This window comes from Pseudomonas sp. 18-147, assembly GCF_051048045.1.
Classification (GTDB): domain Bacteria; phylum Pseudomonadota; class Gammaproteobacteria; order Pseudomonadales; family Pseudomonadaceae; genus Pseudomonas; species Pseudomonas aeruginosa.
On sequence record NZ_CP182296.1, the window covers coordinates 3,393,263 to 3,416,735 of the forward strand.

The following is a 23,473-nucleotide window of genomic DNA, read 5'->3' on the forward strand; positions in this document are numbered from 1 at the left end:
CCCAAGCTCGGCTACCGGCCTTGCCCCGTGTAGGGCGAATAGCCGCTTGCGGCTATCCGCCGGTCCGAACACGGCGTTATCCGCCCTGCCGCCCTCGGGTCAGTACGTCAGCGCCCCGCACCAGTGCGCGCTCTTCAGTTCCTCGTAGAGCGCGCCGATCTTCAGCGAGCACTGCCGCGACGGCGGGTAGATCAGCGACACCGGGCACAGCGGCGGTTCGAAGGGCTGGAGGATGCGTACCAGTCGACGCCGGCGGATCGCCTCCTCGGCCATGAAGCCCATCACCTGGACGATGCCCTGGCCGACCAGCGCCGCGTCGACCAGCGCGTCGGCCACGTCCAGCACCAGGTCGCCGCGCACCGCCAGGCTCAGCGGCTGGCCGTCGCGCTGGAACTGCCATTCCAGCAGCTTGCCGGTGTGCAGGTCGCGCACCGTCGGGCAGTTGTGCCCGGCGAGTTGCTCCAGGCGCTCCGGCGTGCCGTGGCTGCGCAGGTATTCCGGCGACGCCACCGTGACCCAACGCAAGGCCGCCAATGGCCGGGCGATCAGGCGCACGTCGCCGACCCGGCCGAGACGCACGGCGGCGTCGAAGCCTTCCTCGGTGAGGTCGACCAGGCGATCGGTCATCGCCGCCTCGATCTGCAATTGCGGGTAGCGCCGCGTCAGTTCGCGCAGCACCGGCATGATCACGATCCGCCCGAGCGCCTGCGGGGTGGTGATCTTCAGCGGACCGCTCGGCGCGCACTGGCGGTCCACCAGCAACTTCTCGACTTCCTCCAGTTCCGCCAGCAAGGGTGCGCAGCGCTCGTAGAACAGCAGGCCGTCCGGGGTCAGGCTGACGCTGCGGGTGGTGCGGTGCAGCAGACGCACGCCGAGTTCGGCTTCCAGCCGGCCGATGGCGCGCGACAGGCCGGACTGGGTCAGACCGAGGGAAACGGCGGCCTGGGTGAAGCTACGGGTCTCGGCCACGCGGGCGAGCAACTTGACGGCATTCAGGTCCATGGCGATCTCATCGATGATTATTTTCATCAGTGAAAGGACGGAGAGGCTATTTATCACGATTCCAGCATGAGAAACACTGGCCGCGCCCAACCCAGACCAGGAGTCCCGCCGTGACGGACCGTGCCGCCCCTTCCAACTGGATGCTCGCCCTGCTCGCCTGCGCGCAACTGATCATCGCCCTCGACGCCACCATCGTGTTCGTCGCCCTGCCGGAAATCAGCCGGGCGCTGGATTTTTCGGCGCAACGCCTGCAATGGGTGGTGAGCGCCTATACGGTGGCCTTCGGCGGCTTCCTCCTGCTCGGCGGGCGCGCCACCGACCTGCTCGGCCGGCGCCGCATGTACGTCCTCGGGCAAAGCCTGTACGCCCTCGCCTCCCTCGCGGGCGGCCTGGCCCAGAGCGAGTTGCCGTTGATCCTCGCCCGCGCCGTGCAGGGCCTGGGTGGCGCGCTGCTGTTCCCGGCGACCCTGGCGCTGATCGGCAATCACTTCGCCGAGGGCCCGGCGCGCAATCGTGCCCTGGCGATCTGGAGCATCGCCTCGGCGTTCGGCCTGGCCCTCGGCTCGGCGCTTGGCGGCGCGCTCACCGAGCTGTTCGGCTGGGCCTCGATCTTCCTGGTCAACGTGCCGCTGGCCGGCGCCGCGGCGCTGCTCGCCCTGCGCCTGATCCCGGCCGACGCCCGGCGCCAGCGCGGTCGGCGCTTCGACCTGGCCGGCGCGCTGACGGTCACCGCCGGCGCCACCCTGCTGGTCTTCGCCCTGGTCCAGGGCCCCGAGTCGGGCTGGGATGCGCCCTCGGTACGTTTCGGACTTTACCTTTCCGTCCCGCTGCTACTGGCGTTCCTCGCCATCGAACACTACAGCCGCGACCCGCTGATGCCGCTGCGCCTGCTGGGCAACCGCAACCTGCAGGTGGCGATGCTGCTGACCGCGATCTTCATGAGCAGCTACGGCGTGCAGTACTACTTCCTGGCCATCTACTTCCAGTCGGTGTACGGCTACAGCGTGTTGCAGACCGGCCTGGCGTTCCTCCCGGCGACTCTGCTCTGCACCCTCGGTATCCGCGTCGCCGAGCGCCTGCTGGCCCGCCACGGGGCACGCGCGACGCTGGTCGCCGGCCTGCTGCTGGGCGCACTCGGGCTCGGCCTGCTGGCAGCGTGCCTGCCGCTGGGGCGCGGCTTCCTGGCGCTGCTGCCGGCCATCGTGATCCTCAGCGTCGGCCAGGGCATGACCTGGACCGCCATGTGGGTCAGCGCCGCCAGCGGCGTCGATCCCGCCGAACAGGGCGTCGCCTCGGGGATGGCCTCGATGACCCAGCAGATCGGCGGCGCGCTCGGCCTGGCCCTGCTGGTGGCGCTGGCCAACGCCCAGGTGCGCGGCGCCGATGCCGCCAGCCTGCTGGCCAGCCAGGCGCGCGGCATCGAATGGGTGACCGCGCTCAGCGCCCTGCTCGCCCTGTTCGGCGCCGCCCTGGCCTTGCGGCTGCGCCGCGAGGAGCCCGCGGCGTTGCAGCCGAGTCGCGGCTGATCCCGCTCAGGCGTCGCCCAGCTCGGCGCCGAGTTCCAGCGCCAGGGCCTGGAAGGCCAGGCGCGCGGCACCGGGGTGGCTGCCCTGGCGCCAGAACAGCGCTACCTGGCGGGTCGGCAACGCCGGCCGCAGCGCCACGCAGCGCAACCCGGCCTGCTGGCGCGCCACCGCCTCCGGCAGGATGCTGGCCAGTCTTCCGCGGCGAACCACGTCGACGATGGCGCTGATCGAGTTCGCCTCCAGCGCCACCCGCGCCGTCACCCCTTGCTGGCGCAGGTAAGCGTCGATGTGCCGGCGCGTGGCGAAGTCGTCGCGCAACAACGCCAACGGCAACTCCGCCAGCGCTGCGGCGGCCAGCGGCGCGTCCGCCGCCGGGTGTTCCGCCCCCAGCACCAGGCCCAGGCGCTCCAGGTAGAGCGGCTGGCTGTCGATCTCCACCGAACCCGGCTCGCTGAAGGCCACGCCAAGGTCCAGGCGATCGTCGATCAGCGCCGCCTCCAGGGCGTCCTGGGGCAACTCCTCGAGGCTCAACTCGATGCCCGGATAGCGCTGATTGAACGGATCCACCAGGGCGCCCACCAGATAGCAGGTGAAGGTCGGCGTCATGCCCAGGCGCAGGCGGCCGCGACTGAGGTCGCGCACCTCGTGGATCGCTCGTTGCGCCGCTTCCAGCTCGCGCAAGGCACGCCGCGCATGAAGCAGGTACAGCTCGCCGGCATCGGTGGGACGCACGCTCCTGCCGGAGCGGTCGAGCAATTGCACGCGCAGTTGCTCTTCCAGTTGCCGCACCTGCTGCGACAGGGTCGGCTGCGAAACGTGCAGCGCCTCGGCGGCGCGGGTGAAGTTGCGATGCTCGGCGACAGCGAGCAGGTAGCGCAGGTGGCGAAGCAGCATGGAAACATCCAACTATAGGCCAGACCAATGATTGGAATAATAAACCGGTCTTGGACCCTATGGCTCAATCCGCGCATCCTGGCCCCACCATTCGACGGCCAGGAGCCCAGCGCCATGCGTGACATCATCGACGGCTTTCTCCGCTTCCAGCGCGACGCCTACCCGGCGCGCTCGCAACTGTTCAAGTCCCTGGCCACCCGGCAAGCCCCCAAGGCGCTGTTCATCGCCTGCTCGGACAGCCGGGTGGTCCCCGAGCTGCTGACCCAGCGCGAGCCCGGCGAACTCTTCGTGATCCGTAATGCCGGCAACATCGTCCCCGGCTACGGGCCGCAGCCCGGCGGGGTCAGCGCCTCGGTGGAATACGCGGTGGCGGTGCTCGGGGTCGGCGACATCGTGGTCTGCGGCCACTCGGACTGCGGCGCGATGGGCGCCATCGCATCCTGCGCCTGTCTCGACCAGTTGCCGGCGGTGGCCGGCTGGTTGCACCACGCCGAGGCCGCACGGGCGATGAACAGCGCCCACGAACACGCCTCCGAGGCGGCGCGGCTGGACGCCCTGGTGCGGCACAACGTGATCGCCCAACTGGCCAACCTGCGCACCCACCCCTGCGTCGCCCGCGCCCTGGAACAGGGTCGGCTGAACCTGCACGGCTGGGTCTACGACATCGAAAGCGGCCGCATCGACGCCCTCGACGGCGCCAGCCGGCGCTTCGTCTCCCTCGCCAAGCATCCCGAAGTGCGCGCGGTAGGCGGCGCACCCGGGCAGGCGGTCGCCTGAATCCCTTCCCTCACAACCACCCGCAAGGAGAGTCATCCCATGCAACACAGCCAAGTGTCCCCCAACGCGCGCCAGCAACTGGCCGAGACCGTGGTCCTGAACAAGGCCCGCCTGGGCCTGTCCTGGCAGGATCTGGCCGACGGCACCGGTCTCGCCCTGACCTTCGTCACCGCCGCCCTGCTCGGCCAGCATGCCCTGCCAGAGACGGCGGCGCGCAAGATCGCCGCCCAACTCGGCCTGGACGACGACGCGGTGCTCCTGCTGCAAAGCATCCCGCTGCGCGGCAGCATTGCCGGCGGCATCCCCAGCGACCCGACCATCTACCGCTTCTACGAGATGCTGCAAGTCTACGGCAGCACCCTGAAGGCACTGGTCCACGAACAGTTCGGCGACGGCATCATCAGCGCGATCAACTTCAAGCTGGACATCAAGAAGGTCGAGGACCCGGAAGGCGGCTCGCGGGCGGTGATCACCCTCGACGGCAAGTACCTGCCGACCAAACCGTTCTGAAGCGTCGCGCCGCCCGGCTCGCCGCCGGGCGCGCGCCTCAGCGGCTGGCGATGCTGACCCAGTAGGGCCCGTGGTAGTCGATCCGGATCGGCAGGCTCTGCTCCAGCAATGCCAGCGCCACGCCGCTGTCGTCCAGCGGGTAGATACCACTGACGCGCAGCGCCGCCGCGTCGTCGGCGACGCTGACGATGCCGCGGCGATAGGCGCGCAACGCCTCCAGTACCTCCCCCAGCGGACGGTCGCGGACCTCCAGCCGGCCATCCAGCCAGGCGCTCTCGCCGCCTTCGGCAGGACCTCGGGCGAGAATCGCCGAGGCGTCGAAACGCGCGCTCTGGCCGCGCTCCAGCAGGCATTGCCGTCCGTCGGCCGTGGTGATCCGCACCCGCGACTCGAGCACCACCACCCGCGAGCTGGCACCGTCATCGCTGACCTGGAAGCGGGTTCCCTGCGCCTCGACCTGGCCGCGCCCGGTGTCGACGACGAACGGCCGCGCCGGATCCCGTGCCACGTCAACCAGCAGGCGGCCCTCGCGTAAGCGCAGGCGACGCCGGTAGCCATCGAATTCGGGGCGTACCCGGCTGCGCGCGTCCAGCACCAGTTGGCTGCCATCCTCCAGGCGGAAACTCTGGCGTTGTCCGGTGCCGGTATACAGGTCGCCGGGCCAGGGGAAGCCGACGATGCCGATCCGCCCCAGCGCCAGCGTCGCCACGCCGAACGCCGCCAGGCCGAGGCTGCGCTGGAGAAACCGGCGACGGGCGGACGGCGCCTCGAGGGCTCCGATCAATTGCTCGGCGCGCAAGCCGTGCAAGGGCTCGTCGCGAAACGACTGCAAGCCCAGGCTGAGCCGGTCGAACACCGCACCGTGCTCGGCGTCGGCCTGGCGCCACTGCTGGAACGCCAGGCGCTCCTCGGCGCCGGCATGGCCGGATTGCAGCAGCGCCATCCACTGCGCCGCTTCGTCGAGGATGCGTTCGCGCCTTCCCTGGCTCATTCGGCAAGCACCTGGTAGCACTGCTTGAAGCCCTCGACCATGTACTGGTGGATGCGGCTGACGGAAACCTCCAGCAAGCCGGCGATCTCCACGTAGGTCAGTCCGCCGATCTGGCTATGGATGAAGGCGGCGCGGGCCTTCGGCGACAGCCCGGCGAGCATGCGCTCCAGGCGCAGCAGGGTTTCCACCACCTGGGCCTGCTCCTCGGCGGACGGCGCGAGGGCCTCCGGAAGCCCGGCCAGGCTTTCCAGGTAGGCGCGTTCCAGGTCCTGGCGCCGCCAGCCGTCGTACATCAGCCGGCGGGCGATGGTGGTGAGCAGCGCGCGCGGCTCGCGGATGCTTGCCGGGTCCGGCAGGGCAAGGACCTTGAGGAAGGTTTCCGAGGCGATGTCCTCGGCGCTGTGGGGGCAGCCGAGGTAGCGCCGCAGGCGCCCGCTCAGCCAGGAATAGTCGTTCTGGAACATCAGGCCGACGAGGCGATTGCGTGTCTGATCCATGCCCATTCCGCACTCTCGTGCTACGGGCCTGCGCCACCGGGCGTCGGGGTGGCAGGCGAAACCTTGATCGGCGGGAGGCGGCGCCGACGTCGGATTGCACGTGTCCCTCCCGCAAACAGCGATGGCAGGCCGCCGGGCCTGCGCGGAAGGCAATATGCCGCAGAAGCTCGAACGCAAAAAAGAATATTAATTAAGGTGTACTTAACTTTTTGGCATTAGAAGATCGCCATCCCGCGACGACTGTCGTCATTCCTTACGAAATGGCAACGCCGCGATCCGCCGAAAGCGGCATACTCGTCAGCTTGTTTCGCCGCGTCGACAACGCCCGTACCAATGTCCGCCTCGCTCCCCAACGACACCCCGCCTGACGAAGCCCTGCCCCTGGTCCTGGCCGGTCCCCTGCTGCGCCGCGCAGAGCCCGGACGCCTGGTGTTCTGGCTGGCCACGTCATGCCCGACGACCATCGAACTGATCCTCGCCAGCGAAGGCGAGGCGGAGCGTCGGGTCCGCCTCGCGGAAGGAACCCACTCGGCCATCCGCATCGGCACCCATGCCTGGCTGCACCTGCTGGATGTCGCGCTCGACCCGCCGTTGCCCTGCGCCCGCCTGGTCGACTACGACCTGCGCCTCGCCGCCGACGGCCGGGAGCCTGCGGGAATCGCCGAATGGGCGCCGCATCTGCTCTACCCCGGTCGCCAGCGCGCCAGCCTGGTGCTCAAGCCACGTCTCGACCAGTTGCTCCACGGCTCCTGCCGCAAGCCGCATCACCCAGCGGCCGATGGCCTGCTGCAGGTCGACCGGCTGCTGGAGGAAAACCTGCTGCAGGCCGAAAGCCGCCCGGCGTTGTTGATGATGAGCGGCGACCAGGTCTACGCCGACGACGTCGCCGGGCCGATGCTGGTGGCCATCCATGGGTTGATCCACCGCCTCGGCCTGTACGGCGAACACCTGGAAGGCGCACTGGTGAACGACAGCGAGGCACTCTACGCGCACCCGGCCACCTACTACCGGCGCGAGGACCTGCTGCCCGCCTTCGAGTCCAACGAAGCCCTGCGCGAGCGCTTCTTCGGCGGGGTGAAGAAGCCGATCTTCACCTCGGCCAACGCCCACAACCATCTGGTCGGCCTGGCCGAGGTGCTGGCGATGTACCTGCTGGTCTGGTCGCCGGCGCCCTGGCGCGTGGTCAGGCTGGAACCGCCGCCGGGGCTGGATGCGCGGCACGCGCAGCGCTTCGCCGGCGAGCGCCGGCACATCGAAGCCTTCCGCGATGGCCTGCCCCGCGTGGCGCGGGCGCTGGCGCATATCTCGTCGCTGATGATCTTCGACGACCACGACATCACCGACGACTGGAACCTTTCAGCACGCTGGGAGCTGACCGCCTACGGCCATCCGTTCTCCCGGCGGATCATCGGCAACGCCCTGCTCGCCTACCTGCTCTGCCAGGGCTGGGGCAACGACCCGCAGCATTGCGGCGAATGGCTGGCGCCGGTCGCGGCCCTGATGGAGGGTGCCGCGGCAGACGGCCGGCTGCCCTGCGCCGAGCAGGACCGCCTGCTCGATGCCCTGCTCGACTTCCAGCACTGGCACTACCGGTTGCCTGGCAGCCCGACCCTGATCGTCCTCGACACGCGCACCCGCCGCTGGCGTAGCGAGCGCAACCTGGGCCGGCCCTCCGGGCTGATGGACTGGGAGGCACTGAGTGAATTCCAGCAGGACCTGCTCGGCGAAAAGGCGGCGATCATCGTGTCGCCGGCGCCGATGTTCGGGGTCAAGCTGATCGAGGGCGTACAGAAGCTTTTCAGTTGGATCGGCCAGCCGCTGCTGGTCGATGCGGAAAACTGGATGGCCCATCGCGGCGCGGCCTCGGTGATGATGAACATCTTCCGCCACTCGCGTACGCCGGGTAACTACCTGATCCTTTCCGGCGACGTGCATTACTCCTTCGTCTACGACATCCGGATTCGCCATCGCGAGCGCGGGCCCCGGCTCTGGCAGATCACCAGCAGCGGGATCAAGAACGAATTCCCGCGACGCCTGCTGGACTGGTTCGACCGCCTCAATCGCTGGCTCTATGCGCCCTGGTCGCCGCTGAACTGGCTGACCCAGCGGCGCAGTCTGGAAATCCGCCCGCGCGTTCCGCAGCACAGCCAGGCCGGCGAGCGCCTGTGGAACAGCGCCGGGATCGGCCAGGTATTCATTGGCGAGGACGGCCGTCCGCGCGCGGTGTTGCAGGTCAATGCCGATGGCTCGCCGGCGACCGCCTTCGAGCGACATCGCGACGTCGAAGACGAACGAGCGGACCAGTCGCCGGTCACGCCGGGTCGCTGAGAGGCCAGAACAAGGGGGACGGGCGGACGCCGCGCCGCATCATCCGCCCGCCCGGTTTCAGAAAGGCCGCTCCTGCACGTCCAGGGTCGCCGCCAGCGCTTGCCAGAGCACCTCGGCGAAGACCCGCTGGGCGTCGCCGGCCAGGTACGCCTGCATGGCCGCGTCATCGCTCCACTCGCTGTGCAACAACCACAGGTCGGAGTCCCCGTCCGCCTGGCGCAGTTCGTAGCGCAGGCAACCGGGCGCGGCCTGGCCCGCCTGCGCCAGCTCTTGCAGGCGCAGGCCGAGGCGGTGCGACTGGCCGCTGCGGGCGCGAATGCTGACCAGGTGACTGGCCCGATTGAACGCTGGCATGCTCTCTGCCTCCTCGACATGGATTCGCCGCTGCGCAAGCGGCACCAGAAGTGGAAGGGCCGGCGGCGCCAAGACGCCGGCCGGCCGCTGTGGGGTGTAAGGGTGACGCATGTGCCCTGCCTCCGATTACCAGTTGCCGGGATGGGTCCGCCGCGCCAGCGTGCCGCCCGCGGCAGGGCCGGAAGGCGAACGGGAAGGCGCCTCGGGGACCAGCGCGCCGTCGCGCACCGGCCGCGAACGGAAGGCACCCGGCGCGCGCTCCGGCGACATGCCGCCCGATGACAGTCTGGCCTGTTGATTTGACATAGGTGTGTCCCCCTGCATGTGTTTCCCATCGGCATGACGGAGATTCCGCCATGCCAGCCAGATTAGGGGGATGGCGCGGGGAATCGGTAGACGGATACTGTCGGGTTCTTGCCTGAAACTGCCGCGTTCCGGTTTTTTCTCATCCGCTTGCGCCCCGTGCGACGAGCTGGCTTGCCTGTTCCTGGCGAATGCTTGCCTGATCCTGCCAACGCGCATCGCGATGAGTGCCTGCCGCCGCGGCGCGCGCTAGTCTTGGGAAGGTTTCCCCCGCGAGTCCCCGCATGAGCGAAAACACCCCGCTTCTTTCCGTCGATCTCCCCGCCGAACTGCGCCAGCGCCAGAGCGAACTGGCGCAGTTGCTGCTCGAGCACTGTCCCAGCGACGGTGTCTACGGCACCGCCGTCGACCCCCTCGCCCTGATTCGCGCCGACGGCCCCACCCTGCCGGCGCGCGGCATGCACAAACCTGCCCTGTGCATCATCGCCCAGGGCCGCAAGGAGGTGCAGTTGGCCGAGGAACGCTATATCTACGATCCGCTGCACTACCTGGTGGTCTCGGTCACCCTGCCGCTGGCCGGCCAGGTGATCGACGCCTCGCCGGACGCGCCCTACCTCTGCGTCCGGCTGGATATCGACCCTGCGGAAATCACCCAGCTGATCTCCGACGCCGGGCCCATGGAAGTGGCCAGCCGGCGCGGCGACCGTGGCCTCTACGTCGACCGTATCGACGCCAGCCTGCTGGATGCGGTGCTGCGCCTGATCCATCTGCTGGACAGCCCGCGCGACATCCCGATGCTGGCGCCGCTGATCCTCCGCGAGATTTTCTACCGGCTGCTGCGCAGCGGCCAGGGCCAGCGCCTGCACGAGATCGCCATCGCCGACAGCCAGGCCCACCGCATCACCCGCGCCATCGACTGGATCAACCAGAACTACGGCAAGCCGCTGCGCATCGAGCAACTGGCCCAGGTGGTCAACCTCAGCCCCTCGACCCTGCACCACCGCTTCAAGGCCGTGACCGCGATGAGCCCGTTGCAGTACCAGAAGCAGCTGCGCTTGCAGGAAGCGCGCCGGCTGATCTTCAGCGAGGGCCTGGAAGTGGCCGCCGCCGGCTACCGGGTCGGCTACGAAAGCCCATCGCAGTTCAGTCGCGAGTACAGCCGGCTGTTCGGCGCCCCGCCGCTGCGCGACCTGGCGCGGGCGCGCAACACCGCCTAGGGGAACGCGGCAGCGGCCGCGACGGTCAATCGGGAAGCGGCGGCATACCTTCGTCGCCCCGACCGACCTTGCGCAACCGTACCCGCCATGACCCGAGCCCTGCCCCTGCTCCTGCTTGCCCTGTCCCTTCCCGCCGCGGCGACGGACAGCGAGTCGTTCGCCCGCCGCTACCTGGCCTATGTCCATGCCGTCGGCCAGCACAGCGAACGACTCTGGCCCGGCTGGCGGATGGCCGACAAGGCCTTCCTCTACAGCGATGGCCGCAGTACCTGGGTCGCCGATGCCGAAGGCCGCGCGCAGCGCACCACGGCGGCGGGCGACAGCGACCCGGATCTCGACCTGAGCTATGCCTTTCCGCGTTACCGGGGCCGTCCGGCGGTGCTGCTGCAGATCAGCGCCGCGCACCTGCGGAGCAATACCGGCAATAGCGAGACGCTGGCCGCCATCGGCCCGCACGAAGCCTTCCATCGCTACGCCCAGGAAGACTGGCCGGGCCTGCGCAAGCCCGGTGGCTATCGCGGCGACCTGGCCACGCTCGACCCGCGCCCGCGGGAATACCGCTATGCCCTGTTCCAGTCGCTGCTCCAGGCCCTGCGCACGCCCGGGCAGCGCGACAGCTACCTGAGCGACGCCCAGGGCTGGCTGCGCCGCTGGCGCGAAGCGGCTCCCGAGGAAAGCCGGCTGGCGGCGCAGGTCGATCTCAGCGAAGGCACCGCGCGCTACATCGAGATGGCCGCCGCCGCGCGCTACCGCACCGATTTCGCCGAGGATCCGCAACGCTATCGGCAGGCGCTGCGGGAGTACGCCCTGGCCTTCTACGATGCCAACGAGATCGGCGTCGGCGTCGACAGCGAAGCCTACGAGATCGGCGCGCTGGCCGGAGTGCTGCTGGACCTGCGCGACGACGACGCGGACTGGAAGGAAGCCGCGACGGCCGGCACCTGGCCGCTGGACTACCTGCTGCGCGACCAGCCTCCGGCCTGGAGCGAACTTCCCGACGACGCGCGGGCGCGCGGCGAGCGCTACCGGCGCGAGATGGGCGCCACCCGCCAGCGCCTGGTCGAGTTGCAGGAGGCCTTCGCCGACCCACGGCGACCGCTGCTGGTGATCCCGCAACCGCGACGCACCATCGGCTTCGCCACGGCGGCCAGCGAGGTGCGCGGGGGCTTCTACGTCCTTGCCGACGGGCCGTTCCGCCAGGCCTACCTCGGCGCGCGCTGGAATGTCGGCGAGCTGACCCTGGACGGCGTCGACTACCTGGAGGGCGACGCCGAGGCGTACTGCCCGGGCTACGGCCGTTCGGCGCTGATTCCGTTGCGCGGAGGCGATTGGCGCGAAGGCACGCTGGCGCCGGAAGAACCCGGCCTGCGCGGCCGCCTGGCGACTGCTCGCAGCCTCGTCGACGGGCGGACCCTTTATTGCGCGGCGGAGAATGCTCCTTGAGGACCGACAACGGCGCTACAATGCCCGCTCGCCGCCGCAACCCCGCCGAGGGCTCGCCATGAAGTTCCTGCTGATCGGGCTGATCCGCTTCTACCAGTACGCAATCAGCCCGCTGATCGGTCCCCGCTGCCGCTTCTACCCCAGTTGCTCGCACTACACCCTGGAAGCCATCCGCGTGCATGGCGCGCTGCGAGGCGGCTACCTCGGCGCGCGCCGGCTGCTGCGCTGCCACCCCTGGCACCCGGGCGGCTACGACCCGGTTCCGGAGCGCCAGGAACAGGCGTGCGCCTGCCACAGAACGGCAAAGCCCGGCAAATGAAGCCGGCGAAAAGATCGCAACGGCGACATTCCGCACATAACCGGACCCGCCGGTCGACATGCGGAATTGATAAAACCTATCATTCAGGGTCCATCTCCCCGGCTATCGCCCGGCGCCCCCATGCGCCAGGCGACGCCTGGGAGCTCCGCTCAAACGTTTCATCCTGAGGCACCGATGCCCCGTCATCCCTTCTCCCCTTCCTTCCTCGCCGCCAGCGTCTTCTGCGCCGCCACCCCGGCCCTCGCCGCACTGCAACCGATCGCCGAGGCGCCGCTGGCCGGCGAAACCGAGTTCCGCTGCCAGTTCAACGCCGACAACAGCACCGATTGCGTGAGCACCTACAGCTTCACCATCCTCAAGCCGAGCGGCCGCGAGATGCTCTCGCGCATCGATCGCAGCTACGCGGAGACCGACAGCCTGATCGTGGAGAAGGCCGAGCTGACCCAGCCCGGCGGCAAGCCGGTGCCGCTGGACCAGTCGCAGATCGATACGCGCACCGCGCCGAACCCGGACCAGGGCTTCCTGCGCGAACGCCAGACCTCCCTGGCGTTCCCCAACCTGCGCGTCGGCACCCGCATCAGCTACACCCTGCGTGAGCACTTCACTGCCAAGCCGCTGAGCACCCAGTTCCACTACATTCTCAGCCGCCCGCCGATGCCGGTGCGCGACGACCGCTTCGTCGCCGAGTTCAAGGCCGAGCGGCCGATCTTCGTGCGCAGCGAGCTGATGGACGCCTATCGCATCGAACAGAGCGCCGACAAGAAGACCCTCAAGGTCAGCCTGAAAAAGCCGCAATACACCAACTACATCAACGAAGCCGGCAACGCCTACCTGCGCCATACCCCGCGCCTGGAGCTGGGCAGTTCGCTGGACCTGCAGGACAACTTCGGCCCGTTCGCCGCGCGCTACAACGAGATCCTCGCCGCGGAGCTGCCCAAGGGCGCCGCGGCGGCCGTCGCCGCGGTGAAGGGCAAGCCGGCCCGCGAGCAGGTCGCCGGCCTGATGCAGTACATCAACGACACCTACCGCTACCTGGGCGACTGGCGCGCCAGCGAGCGCGGCTACGTGCCCTTCTCCCTGGCGGAGATCGAGCGCAATGGCTACGGCGACTGCAAGGACCTGGCGATCCTCCTCGCCGCCATGCTCAAGGCCGCCGGGATCAAGGCCGAACCGACCCTGGTCAGCCGCGGCGACGTGGTCTGGGACCTGCTGGTGCCCGGCATGTACGCGCCGAACCATGCCATCGTCCGCGCCGAGGTGGACGGCAAGACCTGGTGGCTGGACCCGACCAACCCGGTGTTCGCTCCCGGCCGCATCATGCCCGACATCCAGCAGCGCTGGGCGCTGGTGCTGGGCGCCGACGGCAAGGTGCGGCGCGACGAGATTCCCCTGGAAGCGCCCGGCGACACCCTGCGCGTGACCCGCAGCGAGCATTACACCCATGACGGCGAAGCCCGGGTCGAGTCGCGCGTGGAGCTTTCCAACGCGCCGCTGATGCAGCTCAGCGTCGCCGATCGCCAGCGCGGCCGCACCAGCACCGACCAGGACCTGTGCCGCAACTTCGCCAAGGAAGGCAGCGACTGCGTGCTGGAGCGCGACGACAGCCAGTTCGTGCTGCCGCCCAGCTATACGATCAGTGCCAGGCTTACCGACCGCCGCGCCCTCGACCGGCTCGGCGGAGAGTATTTCTACAACCGCCAGGACCTGGCCAGCCAGTGGGATGCCTTCGCCAAGTACCGTAGCGAAGGCCAGTTGGCCGAGCTGTACCTGGGCGAACCGCAGATCACGTCCTACGACATCAGCCTGTCCGGCGGCAAGACTGACGAGCCGGCGCACAGTTGCGAGATCCGCAGTCCCTGGTTCGACATCGACCTGCAGGCCGAACCGGCCAAGGATGGCGGCTACCACTATCGTTATCGGGAAGTGCAGAAGACCAGTTGGCTCAACCACGACGAGATCAACAGCGCCGAGTTCGGCAAGCTGATCGAGCAGAGCCGCGGTTGCGTCGAGCAACTGCGCCTGGTGGTCAAGCTGGACAAGCGTCCCTGAGCGACCCGCGCCCGCTCCGGCGGGCGCGTCCAGCCGCACCAGCGGGCGATCCTTCTACTCGCCCGCGCAGCCCTCCAGGCCGAGCACCTGTTCATAGAAACGCGCCATGCGCTCCGGGTCGGCGACGTACGCCAGCATTCCGCTGGCGAGCCTGTCGCCTACACCTGCCAATCGAGCCGCAGCCCGGATTCGAACGTACGCCTCTCCCCGCTCAGCGGGTCGTCGAAGCGCAGCCCCCTGGCCAGCAGCTTGAGCGGCCGCAGGTAGTCGTCGGGGCTGCCCTCGGCGTCCAGCAGCTCGGGATAGAACCCATCGTTCTGGATACCCGCGCCGAGTGCCGCGAGGTGCACGCGCAGCTGGTGCTTCTTGCCGGTCACCGGATACAGCCGGTAGCGCCACCAGCGGCCGTTGCGCTCGACGACCTCGATGCGCGTCTCGCTGTTCGGCTCGCCCTCGCCTTCGCGCATGCGGAAGAACGGCTCGCCGGGCACCAGGCGGGTCCTGCGCAGCAACGGGAAGTCCAGTTGCGGCAAGGCCGGAGCGATCGCTTCGTAGCACTTGTCGATGCGCCGCTCGCGGAACAGCGCCTGGTAGCGCCCGCGGCTGCCGGGATTGGTCGAGAACAGCACCAGCCCGGCGGTATGCCGGTCGATCCGGTGCAGCGGCACCAGGTCTCGATTGCCGGTGCTGCGGGCCAGCCGCGCCAGGAGCGTCTGCTCGACGTAGCCGCCGGCCGGCATCACCGGCAGGAAGTGCGGCTTGTCCGCCACCAGCAGATGCTCGTCGCGGTACAGGATGCGCGCCTCGAAAGGAATCGGTGCCTCCACCGGCAACTCGCGGAAGTAGTGCACACGCAGGCCTTCGCGATATGCCGCCTGCGGGCCCAGCGCACGCCCCTCGGCGTCCAGCACCCGGCCCCGCTGCATGCGCGCCAGCCAGGTGTCGCGGTCGATGGCCGGGAAACGCGCGCAGAGACAGTCGAGCACGGTGCTCCAGGGACCGGCCGGCAGATGCAGGGTGCTGGCGCGGAGACTGGCATCGGGCAAGGAAGGAGACGACATGCGGCAACTCGGGAAGGACGGGCGACCATTAGGCCGCAGCGCGGCGCACAGGTCAAAGCACGCCGGGGCGAAACGAAGAAACCGCCCGAAGGCGGTTTCTTCCGTGACCCAGGGATCGAATCAGGCGGCGCTCGCCTTGCGCTCTTCCGCCTCGCAGGCGGCTGCGGTGAACAGCACGTCGGTCGAGGAGTTCAGCGCGGTCTCCGCGGAGTCCTGGAGGATCGCGATGATGAAGCCTACCGCCACCACCTGCATCGCCACCTCGCTGGGAATCCCGAACAGGCTGCAGGCCAGCGGGATCAGCAGCAGCGAACCGCCGGCCACGCCGGACGCGCCGCAGGCGCAGATCGACGCCACCACGCTGAGCAGGATCGCGGTCGGTACGTCCACGGCGATGCCCAGGGTATGCACCGCTGCCAGGGTCAGCACGGTGATGGTGATCGCCGCGCCAGCCATGTTGATGGTCGCGCCCAGCGGGATCGATACCGAATAGGTGTCTTCGTGCAGGCCAAGGCGCTCGCAGAGCTGCAGGTTGACCGGGATATTGGCTGCCGAGCTGCGGGTGAAGAACGCGGTCATGCCGCTTTCGCGCAGGCAGGTCAGCACCAGCGGATAGGGATTGCGGCGGATCTTCAGGAACACGATCAGCGGGTTGACCACGAAGGCCACGAACAGCATGCAGCCGAGCAACACCACCAGCAGGTGGGCATAGCCTTTCAGGGCCTCGACGCCAGACTCGGCGAAGGTCGAGGCGACCAGGCCGAAGATGCCCAGCGGGGCGAAGCGAATCACCACCTTGACGATCAGCGAGACGCCGTTGGACAGCTCGGAGAGCAGGTTGCGGGTGGTATCGCTGGCGTGGCGGAAAGCGATGCCGAGGCCGATGGCCCAGGCCAGGATGCCGATGAAGTTGGCCGAGATCAGGGCGTTGACCGGGTTGTCCACCACGCTCAGCAGCAGGGACTGGAGCACCTCGGCGATGCCGCCCGGAGGCGACATCTCGCCCGGATGGCTGGCCAGCACCAGGCTCGAGGGGAAGGCGAAGCTGGCGATCACCGCCACCACCGCGGCGCTGAAGGTGCCGACCAGGTACAGCAGCAGGATCGGCCGGATATGGGTCTGCTGGCCTTGCCTGTGGTTGGCGATGGATGCCATCACCAGGACGAACACCAGTACCGGCGCGACGGCCTTCAGCGCGGAAACGAAGACCTTGCCGATGAAGCCGACCTTGAGCGCGGCGGCCGGGAAGAAGCTGGCGAGCAGCAGGCCGGCGATCAGGCCGACGATGATCTGGCCCACCAGGCTGGTACGCGTCAGCAGATGAAGCAGGGGACGTTCAGGGTATGTCATGCAGATTTCTACTCTTATAGGTGTGTCGAAGGCCGGCCCAGGCAGCTTCCATGCCGAACGACCCTGTGCCGTTCCGCCCCCGCGAAGGGATGGTTCGAGCGAGCCGGGTAGTCTAGGGAAGGACGCACAGCACCACAGGAAACACCGACCAGCGGATACCGGGCTCCCCCGCCACGGCCATCGAACCGGATCGGGACGGCGTGGATTCTAGCCGTGTCTGCGCTTTTTGGGGGCGTCCAATTCTGTCTGGATTCGGACATGTCGTCGCAGGCGCATTGCCAGCCGGGAGGCCGGAAATCCCTGTGAAAAGGAGGAAAAACGCGAAATTCGCTGTCTGCAGATAGCCAAAGCCCGCCATGAGGCGGGCTTCAGATGGGGGGCTAGTCCGTTAGCCATGGGTCCATGATTGACCCGTCACCGTGAAAATTTCGTGAAGATTACCAATCTTTTTCCTTCACATTTCCGCTGAATCCATTCACCGCTCGCCTCACTGGGTCGGGCTCAGCTCGCTCTCCTGGAAGCGCGGCGGCGGACGGCTGAAGCTGCGAGTCAGGTAGAACAGGTAGCCGAAGCCCAGTCCGGCCCAGATCAGCCCCATCACCAGCGAGGTGCTTTCCAGGTTGAGCCAGAGCACCGCGACGATGGCCGCGCCGAGCAATGGCAGGACCAGGTAGTGGAAATGCTCCTTGAGGCTGCGGTTGCGCCCGCCGCGCACATAGAAATGCACGATCACCGAGAGATTGACGAAGGTGAAGGCCACCAGGGCGCCGAAATTGATCAGCGCGGTCGCGGTCACCAGGTCGAAGGAGATCGCCGAGAGCGCCACCATGCCCACGATGAGCACGTTGATCGACGGCGTACGCCATTTCGGATGGACGAAGCCGAAGATCCGCTCCGGCAGCACGTTGTCCCGCCCCATCACGTACAGCAGGCGCGACACGCTGGCCTGGGAGGCCAGGCCCGACGCCAGGGTATTGATGAAGGTGGCGCAGAGGAAGATCGACTGGAACAGCTTGCCGCCGACGTACAGGGCGATTTCCGGCAGCGCCGCGTCGGGTTCCTTGAAGCGTACGTTGGTCGGGAAATAGGACTGCAGGAAATACGACACGGTGATGAAGATCACCCCGCCGTACAGCGCGGTGAGGAAGATCGCCCGCGGGATCACCCTGCCGGCGTCGCGGGTTTCCTCGGACAGCGTAGTCACCGCGTCGAAACCGAGGAAGGAAAAGCAGAGGATCGTCGCCCCCGCCACCATCGCCGAGAGATGCGCGTGCTCGGAGAAGAACGGCTGGGTACTGAGCACCGTGGCGGTCCCCTCCCCGTTGTTCAGGCCGTGAATCACCAGGCCGATGAAGACCACGATGATCGCCAGCTGGACCAGCACGAAGACGGTGTTGAAATTGGCGACCAGGTTCACGCTCTTGATGTTGATGAGGGTCATGATCAGCACGAACATCACCACCCAGATCCACGGGGCGACCTCGGGGAACAATGCGGTCAGGTATATCTTCGCCAGCAGTGCGTTGATCATCGGCAGGAACAGGTAGTCCAGCAGCGACGACCAGCCGACCATGAAGCCGACATGGGGATTGATCGCTCGTTGCGCGTAGGTATAGGCCGAGCCTGCGGTGGGGAACTGGCGGACCAGCTTGCCGTAGCTGATCGCGGTGAACAGCACGCCGGCGAGGGCCAGCAGGTAGGCGGTGGGCACGTGTCCCTGGGAAATCCCGGATACGATGCCGAAGGTGTCGAAGACGGTCATCGGGGTCAGGTAGGCCAACCCGATCATGACGATCTGCCACAGCTTGAGGGACTTGCGAAGCTGGGTTCGTTCTGCGGTGGGGGGAGGATTCGACATGGGTATGCTTGCCTCGATTTCTTCTTTTTCTAATGCACAGCAAAGGAAGGCGGACGGGCGGAAACCGCAGGCTTGCCGCCGTCTACCTTCAGCAAGGGTGGGAACCTCGACGGAAGAACGGGCGGGCGGCGCCGGACCGGAGCCGCCCGCCCATGCTCACACGGTGTGCAGGTACCAGTTGTACTCGAGGTCGGAGATCGAGTACTCGAACTCCTCCAGCTCGCTTTCCTTGCAGGCGACGAAGATGTCGATGTACTTCGGATCGATGTACTTCGCCAGGATCTCGCTGTCGTCCAGTTCGCGCAGGGCGTCGCGCAGGTTGTTCGGCAGGCTCGGCTCCAACTGCTCGTAGGAGTTGCCTTCGATCGGCGCGCCCGGCTCGACCTTGTTGGTCAGCCCGTGGTGCACCCCGGCAAGCACCGAGGCCAGCAGCAGGTAGGGGTTGGCGTCGGCGCCGGCGACGCGATGTTCCAGGCGTACCGCGTCCGGGCTGCCGGTGGGCACGCGCAGGGCCACGGTGCGGTTGTCCAGGCCCCAGCTCGGCGCGTTCGGCACGTAGAACTGCGAACCGAAGCGGCGGTAGGAGTTGACGTTCGGGCAGAGGAAGGCCATGGAGGCCGGCAGGGTCTCGAGCACGCCGCCGATCGCATGGCGCAATGCGGCGTTCTGCTCGGGATCCTCGCTGGTGAAGATGTTGTTGCCGTGCTTGTCGAGCAGCGAGATATGCACGTGCAGTCCGTTCCCGGCCTGGCCCGGATAGGGCTTGGCCATGAAGGTGGTGTCCATCTCATGGTCGTAGGCGATGTTCTTGATCAGGCGCTTGAGCAGCACCGCATAGTCGCAGGCCTTCATCGGGTCGGCGACGTGATGCAGGTTGACCTCGAACTGCGCCGGTGCGGATTCGGCGACGATGGCGTCGGCCGGGATGCCCTGGGCGCGGGCGCCGTCGATGATGTCCTGGAGGCACTCGACGTATTCGTCGAGGTCGTCGATGGAGTACACCTGCACCGACTGCGGACGCTTGCCGGAGATCGGCGAGCGCGGCGGCTGCGGCCGGCCGTTCACGTTCTCCTGGTCGATCAGGTAGAACTCCAGCTCGAAGGCGGCGACGATGGTCAGTTCCATCTCGGTGAACCTGGCCACCACCTGGCGCAGGACTTCGCGGGGGTCGGCGAAGAAGGGATCACCTTCCAGCTCATGCATGGTCATCAGCAGTTGCGCGGTCGGGCGCTTCTGCCAGGGTTCCATGGAGAGGGTGCCGGGGATCGGGTAGCAGATCCGGTCGGCGTCGCCGATGTCGAGACCCAGGCCGGTACTCTCTACGGTGGAGCCGGTGATATCGAGGGCGAACAGGGAAGCGGGAAGGTTGATACCTTTTTCGAAGACTTTGGGCAGACTGTTGCGTTCGATTCGCTTGCCGCGAACCACGCCATTCATGTCTGAAATCAGAAGGTCGACGAACTGGACCTCGGGATGTTCCTGAAGGAACAGGCTCGGCTCAGTGAGCTGAACGGCACGCAGGGGTACCGACATGATGCAACACCTTTTTTGTTAAAAATTTCAATCATGCGGGGGCTGGAGCCAGAGTCAATCGGAAAGCCAATTTGTTGTCAATAGCCCTCTCATCGCCCTCGCGGCCGGCGAAATGGCCGTAGACAGGGCCTTCCAGCGCATCGCGAAAGCGGCCAAAGCCAGGCCAGGCAAGGTGTTCAACCTGGTGCAGCAGATATTTTACAGGCTCCGTTGTACGAAAAATTGAACAAGGCTAAGCTGTGCCAACCCTACAACAGCAATAAACCGGGTGTTCCATGTCCTACCAGCCGTCCCTCGGCGCCAAGTTCCGCGGCCACAAGATCGGTCAGCATCCGCGTTAGCTCCGCTCCGGTTCTTCTCTCCCTCGATTCTTCGCAGCGCCCTCAAGCGGCCCTCGCTCGTCCGCCGCCTGCCCTGCCCGTCCTCCTTATATAAGGAAGGACACCGGCCGCTTTCGCCTGCGTGGATAACGGATACGAAGAGCAAGATCGTTCAAGCCAGCCCGATGCGCCTGCTGGCATGCTGGACCGACGTTCACCACCGCCATGCCCCCATGACTGCCCACGACCTGCCCCGCCAAGCCTTTCTCCGCGGCGCCGTCGCCATCCTCCCATTGTCCCTGGCCGTCGCGCCCTGGGGGCTGCTGGCGGGATCGATGGCCATCGAAGCCAACCTCACCCCGGCCGAGGGCCAGGGCCTGTCCGCCATCGTCTTCGCCGGCGCCGCCCAGTTGGTGGCGATCGGCATGCTCAAGGGCGGTGCCGGGTTCTTTTCGATCATCTTCACCACCCTCCTCCTGACCTCGCAGCACCTGCTCTACGGCATGAGCTTGCGGCCGGTCCTGTCACCTCTGCCGGGACGCTGGCGGATCGGCCTGGGATTCCTGCTCACCGACGAGTTCTTCGCCCTCGCCAGCCAGCACGACCGGCGCAACTTCAACCGCTGGTACGCCCTCGGCGTCGGCCTGACCTTCTATATCGCCTGGAACCTGTTCACCCTCGCCGGCATCCTGCTTGGCCGCAGCATTCCCGGTCTCGAACACCTGGGCCTGGATTTCTCCATCGCCGCCACCTTCATCGCGCTGGTCGCGCCGCTGGTGCGCAACGTACCGACGCTAGTCTGCGTGGCCACCTCGCTGTTCTGCTCGGTGCTGTTCAGCCACTGGCAATGGAGTTCGGCGCTGGTCCTCGCCGGTCTCGCCGGGATGGCCGCCGGTTTCATCTGCAACAAGCTGTATCGGGAGGCGCCATGGTCTGGGCAGTGATCTTCGGGATGGGCGCGATCGTCTTCCTCAACCGCTACCTGTTCCTCGAACCGCGCCTGCCGATCCGTCTCGGCAGCAACCTGCGGCAGTTCCTCGGTTTCGCCGTGCCGGGAATGCTCACGGCGATCTGCGGCCCCATCGTGTTCATGCCCGAGGGCCGCATCGACCTCGGCTACGACAATCCCTACCTGGTCAGCGGCGCAGTCACCGTGGCGCTGGTGCTCTATACCCGCAATACCCTGGCGAGCATGCTGCTGGGCATGGCGTTCTTCTTCCTGTTCAAGTGGTTGGTCTGAGTGGACTCCATAGCAGCCACGTGGATAGTCGGGAGGAATCCATATAGAAGTCCGCAGCGACGAGTGCGGTAGACGAAAGCTCCCGACGCCTCGCCTGGCTGCCGAACTTCCTGTATGCCTTCGCAACAGAGGAATGCCAGGTTCATGCGCCACGGGAATGAACTCGCGAAGAAAGGTCGCTTGGCGCTGGCGCGCTTTGGGCCGAATATCGGGGCAACCACAACGTGCGCAGCGAGGCCCTCATGTCCGACTCCCTTCCCCAGCGCAACGGCGGGCAGATCCTGGTAGAGGCATTGCGGCGCAATGCCGTCGATACCGTCTACTGCATCCCCGGGGAAAGCTACCTGCCGGTGCTCGATGCGCTGCACGACGCCAACGGCATCCGCACCATCGTCACCCGCCACGAGGGTGCCGCCTCGAACATGGCCGATGCCTACGGCAAGCTGACCGGCCGACCAGGCATCTGCTTCGTCACCCGCGGCCCCGGTGCCACCCATGCGGCGAATGGCGTGCACACGGCGCAGCAGGACTCGACGCCGATGATCCTGTTCGTCGGCCAGGTGGAAAGCGCCTTCAAGGGCCGCGAGGCGTTCCAGGAAGTCGACTACGTGCAGATGTTCTCGGGCCTGGCCAAGTGGGCCGTGGAAATCGACCGTATCGAACGCATCCCGGAGATCGTCGGCCGCGCCTTCAGCGTCGCCACCTCGGGCCGACCGGGCCCGGTCGTGGTCGCCCTGCCCGAGGAAATCCTCTTCGGTTTCGCGCAGGTCGCCGATGCGCCGGAGCCAAGGGTGCTTCCGGGGCGGCCGGGCGCCACGGCGATGGCGGAACTGCGCGAACTGCTGGCGAACGCCAGGCGCCCCCTGCTGGTACTTGGCGGCAGCGGCTGGGACAGTGCCGCCAGGAAACGGCTAGGCGCCTTCGTCGAGGCCAATGGCCTGCCGGTGGCCACCTCGTTCCGTCGCCAGGACCTGTTCGACAACCGTGACCCGCACTACGCCGGACAACTGGGCTTCGGCGCGGCGCCGGCGCTATTGGAGCGGCTGCGCCAGGCCGACCTGCTGCTGGTGGTCGGGGCGCGCCTGGGCGAAACGCCGAGCGCCGGCTACAGCCTGGTGCGTAGTCCGGCCCCCGCGCAGACGCTGATCCACGTGCATCCGGACAGCGCGGAACTGAACCGCGTCTACCTGGCGCGATTGCCGATCCAGGCCACCCCGTGTGCCTTCGCCGAGGCCCTGGCCGACCTCGCGCCGTTGCCCTCGAGCACCTGGCAGGAGTGGCGCGAAGCCGCCCATGCCGATTACCTGGCCTACTCGACCCCGGCCGCGAGCGACCCCGCCGTCCAGGGCGTCGACCTGGCGTCCGTGGTCGCGTACCTCAGCGAAAACCTGCCGGACGACGCGGTGATCGCCAACGGTGCCGGCAACTATGCCGTCTGGGTGCATCGCTTCTACCGCTATCGCCAGGCCCGCACGCAGTTGGCGCCGACCAACGGCGCCATGGGCTACGGCCTGCCCGCCGCGATCGCCGCCAGCCTGCGCGATCCGCAGCGCAGCGTGGTGTGCTTCGCCGGCGACGGCTGTTTCATGATGTATCCGCAGGAGCTGGCGACCGCCGCGCAGTTCGGCGCGACGCCGGTGGTGATCGTGGTCAACAACGGCATGCTCGGCACCATCCGCATGCATCAGGAGCGCGAATATCCCGGGCGGGTATCCGCCACCCGCCTGGACAACCCCGACTTCGTCGCCCTGGCGCGAGCCTTCGGCGCCCACGCCGAACGAGTGGAATGCAGCGCCGACTTCCCCGCCGCATTCCGCCGCGCCCGCGAAAGCGGACGCCCGGCGCTGCTGGAGCTGCTGACCGACCCACGCCAGATCACGCCGCAGGCGCGCCTCGCCTGA

20 protein-coding genes are annotated in these 23,473 nt (G+C 67.7%); 11 read left to right on the forward strand and 9 right to left on the reverse strand.

Annotated features, from left to right (window positions below; translation table 11 throughout):
• Positions 1-99 precede the first annotated feature (99 nt).
• On the reverse strand, positions 100-1,002 hold the full coding sequence (locus ACM0M4_RS16105; RefSeq protein WP_054376342.1) for a LysR family transcriptional regulator: 903 nt from the start codon (positions 1,000-1,002) through the stop codon (positions 100-102).
• A gap of 140 nt (positions 1,003-1,142) precedes the next feature.
• Here ACM0M4_RS16105 and ACM0M4_RS16110 point away from each other — a divergent pair, with 140 nt between their 5' ends.
• Positions 1,143-2,528: an MFS transporter gene (locus ACM0M4_RS16110; RefSeq protein ID WP_033865917.1), complete on the forward strand. Its 1,386-nt coding sequence runs from the start codon at positions 1,143-1,145 to the stop codon at positions 2,526-2,528.
• A gap of 6 nt (positions 2,529-2,534) precedes the next feature.
• On the opposite strand, the gene cynR is transcribed toward ACM0M4_RS16110, so the two are convergent.
• Complete coding sequence (gene cynR / locus ACM0M4_RS16115) at positions 2,535-3,422, reverse strand: transcriptional regulator CynR (protein ID WP_003114874.1); 888 nt, start codon at positions 3,420-3,422, stop codon at positions 2,535-2,537.
• A gap of 114 nt (positions 3,423-3,536) precedes the next feature.
• Here cynR and cynT point away from each other — a divergent pair, with 114 nt between their 5' ends.
• Positions 3,537-4,199, forward strand: coding sequence for a carbonic anhydrase CynT (gene cynT, locus ACM0M4_RS16120; protein WP_054376321.1), 663 nt, complete (start codon positions 3,537-3,539; stop codon positions 4,197-4,199).
• Positions 4,200-4,238: 39 nt separating this feature from the next.
• Complete coding sequence (gene cynS, locus ACM0M4_RS16125) at positions 4,239-4,709, forward strand: cyanase (protein WP_221345401.1); 471 nt, start codon at positions 4,239-4,241, stop codon at positions 4,707-4,709.
• A gap of 37 nt (positions 4,710-4,746) precedes the next feature.
• Here cynS and ACM0M4_RS16130 read toward each other — a convergent pair whose 3' ends face one another.
• Together ACM0M4_RS16130 and ACM0M4_RS16135 are read right to left on the reverse strand one after the other, a co-directional pair.
• Positions 4,747-5,700, reverse strand: coding sequence for a FecR family protein (locus ACM0M4_RS16130; RefSeq protein ID WP_003128727.1), 954 nt, complete (start codon positions 5,698-5,700; stop codon positions 4,747-4,749).
• A complete protein-coding gene (locus tag ACM0M4_RS16135; protein ID WP_003088700.1) occupies positions 5,697-6,203 on the reverse strand; it encodes a sigma-70 family RNA polymerase sigma factor in 507 nt (168 codons plus the stop codon). The genes ACM0M4_RS16130 and ACM0M4_RS16135 overlap by 4 nt, the downstream gene beginning before the upstream one ends.
• A 327-nt stretch (positions 6,204-6,530) precedes the next feature.
• Between ACM0M4_RS16135 and ACM0M4_RS16140 the strand changes: the two genes are divergently transcribed.
• Entirely contained in the window at positions 6,531-8,525 is a 1,995-nt protein-coding gene (locus ACM0M4_RS16140) for an alkaline phosphatase D family protein (protein ID WP_025324900.1), read from the forward strand.
• 57 nt (positions 8,526-8,582) lie between these two features.
• On the opposite strand, the gene ACM0M4_RS16145 is transcribed toward ACM0M4_RS16140, so the two are convergent.
• Positions 8,583-8,879: an antibiotic biosynthesis monooxygenase family protein gene (locus ACM0M4_RS16145; protein WP_003118540.1), complete on the reverse strand. Its 297-nt coding sequence runs from the start codon at positions 8,877-8,879 to the stop codon at positions 8,583-8,585.
• A gap of 587 nt (positions 8,880-9,466) precedes the next feature.
• Between ACM0M4_RS16145 and cmrA the strand changes: the two genes are divergently transcribed.
• The 4 genes from cmrA (at position 9,467) to ACM0M4_RS16165 (ending at position 14,210) form a co-directional block, all read left to right on the forward strand.
• Complete coding sequence (cmrA, locus tag ACM0M4_RS16150; protein WP_003106506.1) at positions 9,467-10,399, forward strand: AraC family transcriptional regulator CmrA; 933 nt, start codon at positions 9,467-9,469, stop codon at positions 10,397-10,399.
• 87 nt (positions 10,400-10,486) lie between these two features.
• Positions 10,487-11,842, forward strand: a complete 1,356-nt coding sequence (locus ACM0M4_RS16155) for a hypothetical protein (protein WP_016561831.1) — start codon at positions 10,487-10,489, stop codon at positions 11,840-11,842.
• Between the two features lie 58 nt (positions 11,843-11,900).
• A complete protein-coding gene (yidD, locus tag ACM0M4_RS16160) occupies positions 11,901-12,161 on the forward strand; it encodes a membrane protein insertion efficiency factor YidD (RefSeq protein WP_003106504.1) in 261 nt (86 codons plus the stop codon).
• 174 nt (positions 12,162-12,335) lie between these two features.
• Positions 12,336-14,210, forward strand: coding sequence for a DUF3857 domain-containing transglutaminase family protein (locus ACM0M4_RS16165; protein WP_003114879.1), 1,875 nt, complete (start codon positions 12,336-12,338; stop codon positions 14,208-14,210).
• Between the two features lie 158 nt (positions 14,211-14,368).
• On the opposite strand, the gene ACM0M4_RS16170 is transcribed toward ACM0M4_RS16165, so the two are convergent.
• The 4 genes from ACM0M4_RS16170 to ACM0M4_RS16185 all read right to left on the reverse strand — a co-directional run bounded on the left by ACM0M4_RS16170 (position 14,369) and on the right by ACM0M4_RS16185 (position 20,012).
• Positions 14,369-15,271: an RluA family pseudouridine synthase gene (locus tag ACM0M4_RS16170; RefSeq protein WP_003106501.1), complete on the reverse strand. Its 903-nt coding sequence runs from the start codon at positions 15,269-15,271 to the stop codon at positions 14,369-14,371.
• Between the two features lie 120 nt (positions 15,272-15,391).
• On the reverse strand, positions 15,392-16,621 hold the full coding sequence (sstT, locus tag ACM0M4_RS16175; protein WP_003106499.1) for a serine/threonine transporter SstT: 1,230 nt from the start codon (positions 16,619-16,621) through the stop codon (positions 15,392-15,394).
• A gap of 487 nt (positions 16,622-17,108) precedes the next feature.
• Positions 17,109-18,479, reverse strand: a complete 1,371-nt coding sequence (locus ACM0M4_RS16180; protein ID WP_003106497.1) for an APC family permease — start codon at positions 18,477-18,479, stop codon at positions 17,109-17,111.
• Positions 18,480-18,635: 156 nt separating this feature from the next.
• The gene (locus tag ACM0M4_RS16185; protein WP_003118546.1) at positions 18,636-20,012 is read right to left on the reverse strand and encodes a glutamine synthetase family protein; all 1,377 of its coding nucleotides are present in this window, start codon (positions 20,010-20,012) and stop codon (positions 18,636-18,638) included.
• A gap of 553 nt (positions 20,013-20,565) precedes the next feature.
• On the opposite strand from ACM0M4_RS16185, the gene ACM0M4_RS16190 reads away from it, so the two are divergent.
• From ACM0M4_RS16190 to ACM0M4_RS16200, 3 genes are all read left to right on the forward strand, one after another.
• Positions 20,566-21,276, forward strand: coding sequence for an AzlC family ABC transporter permease (locus ACM0M4_RS16190; protein ID WP_003162262.1), 711 nt, complete (start codon positions 20,566-20,568; stop codon positions 21,274-21,276).
• Complete coding sequence (locus ACM0M4_RS16195) at positions 21,261-21,572, forward strand: AzlD domain-containing protein (RefSeq protein ID WP_003121706.1); 312 nt, start codon at positions 21,261-21,263, stop codon at positions 21,570-21,572. Before ACM0M4_RS16190 ends, ACM0M4_RS16195 begins: the two co-directional genes overlap by 16 nt.
• Before the next feature lie 242 nt (positions 21,573-21,814).
• Positions 21,815-23,473: a thiamine pyrophosphate-binding protein gene (locus ACM0M4_RS16200; RefSeq protein WP_010794106.1), complete on the forward strand. Its 1,659-nt coding sequence runs from the start codon at positions 21,815-21,817 to the stop codon at positions 23,471-23,473.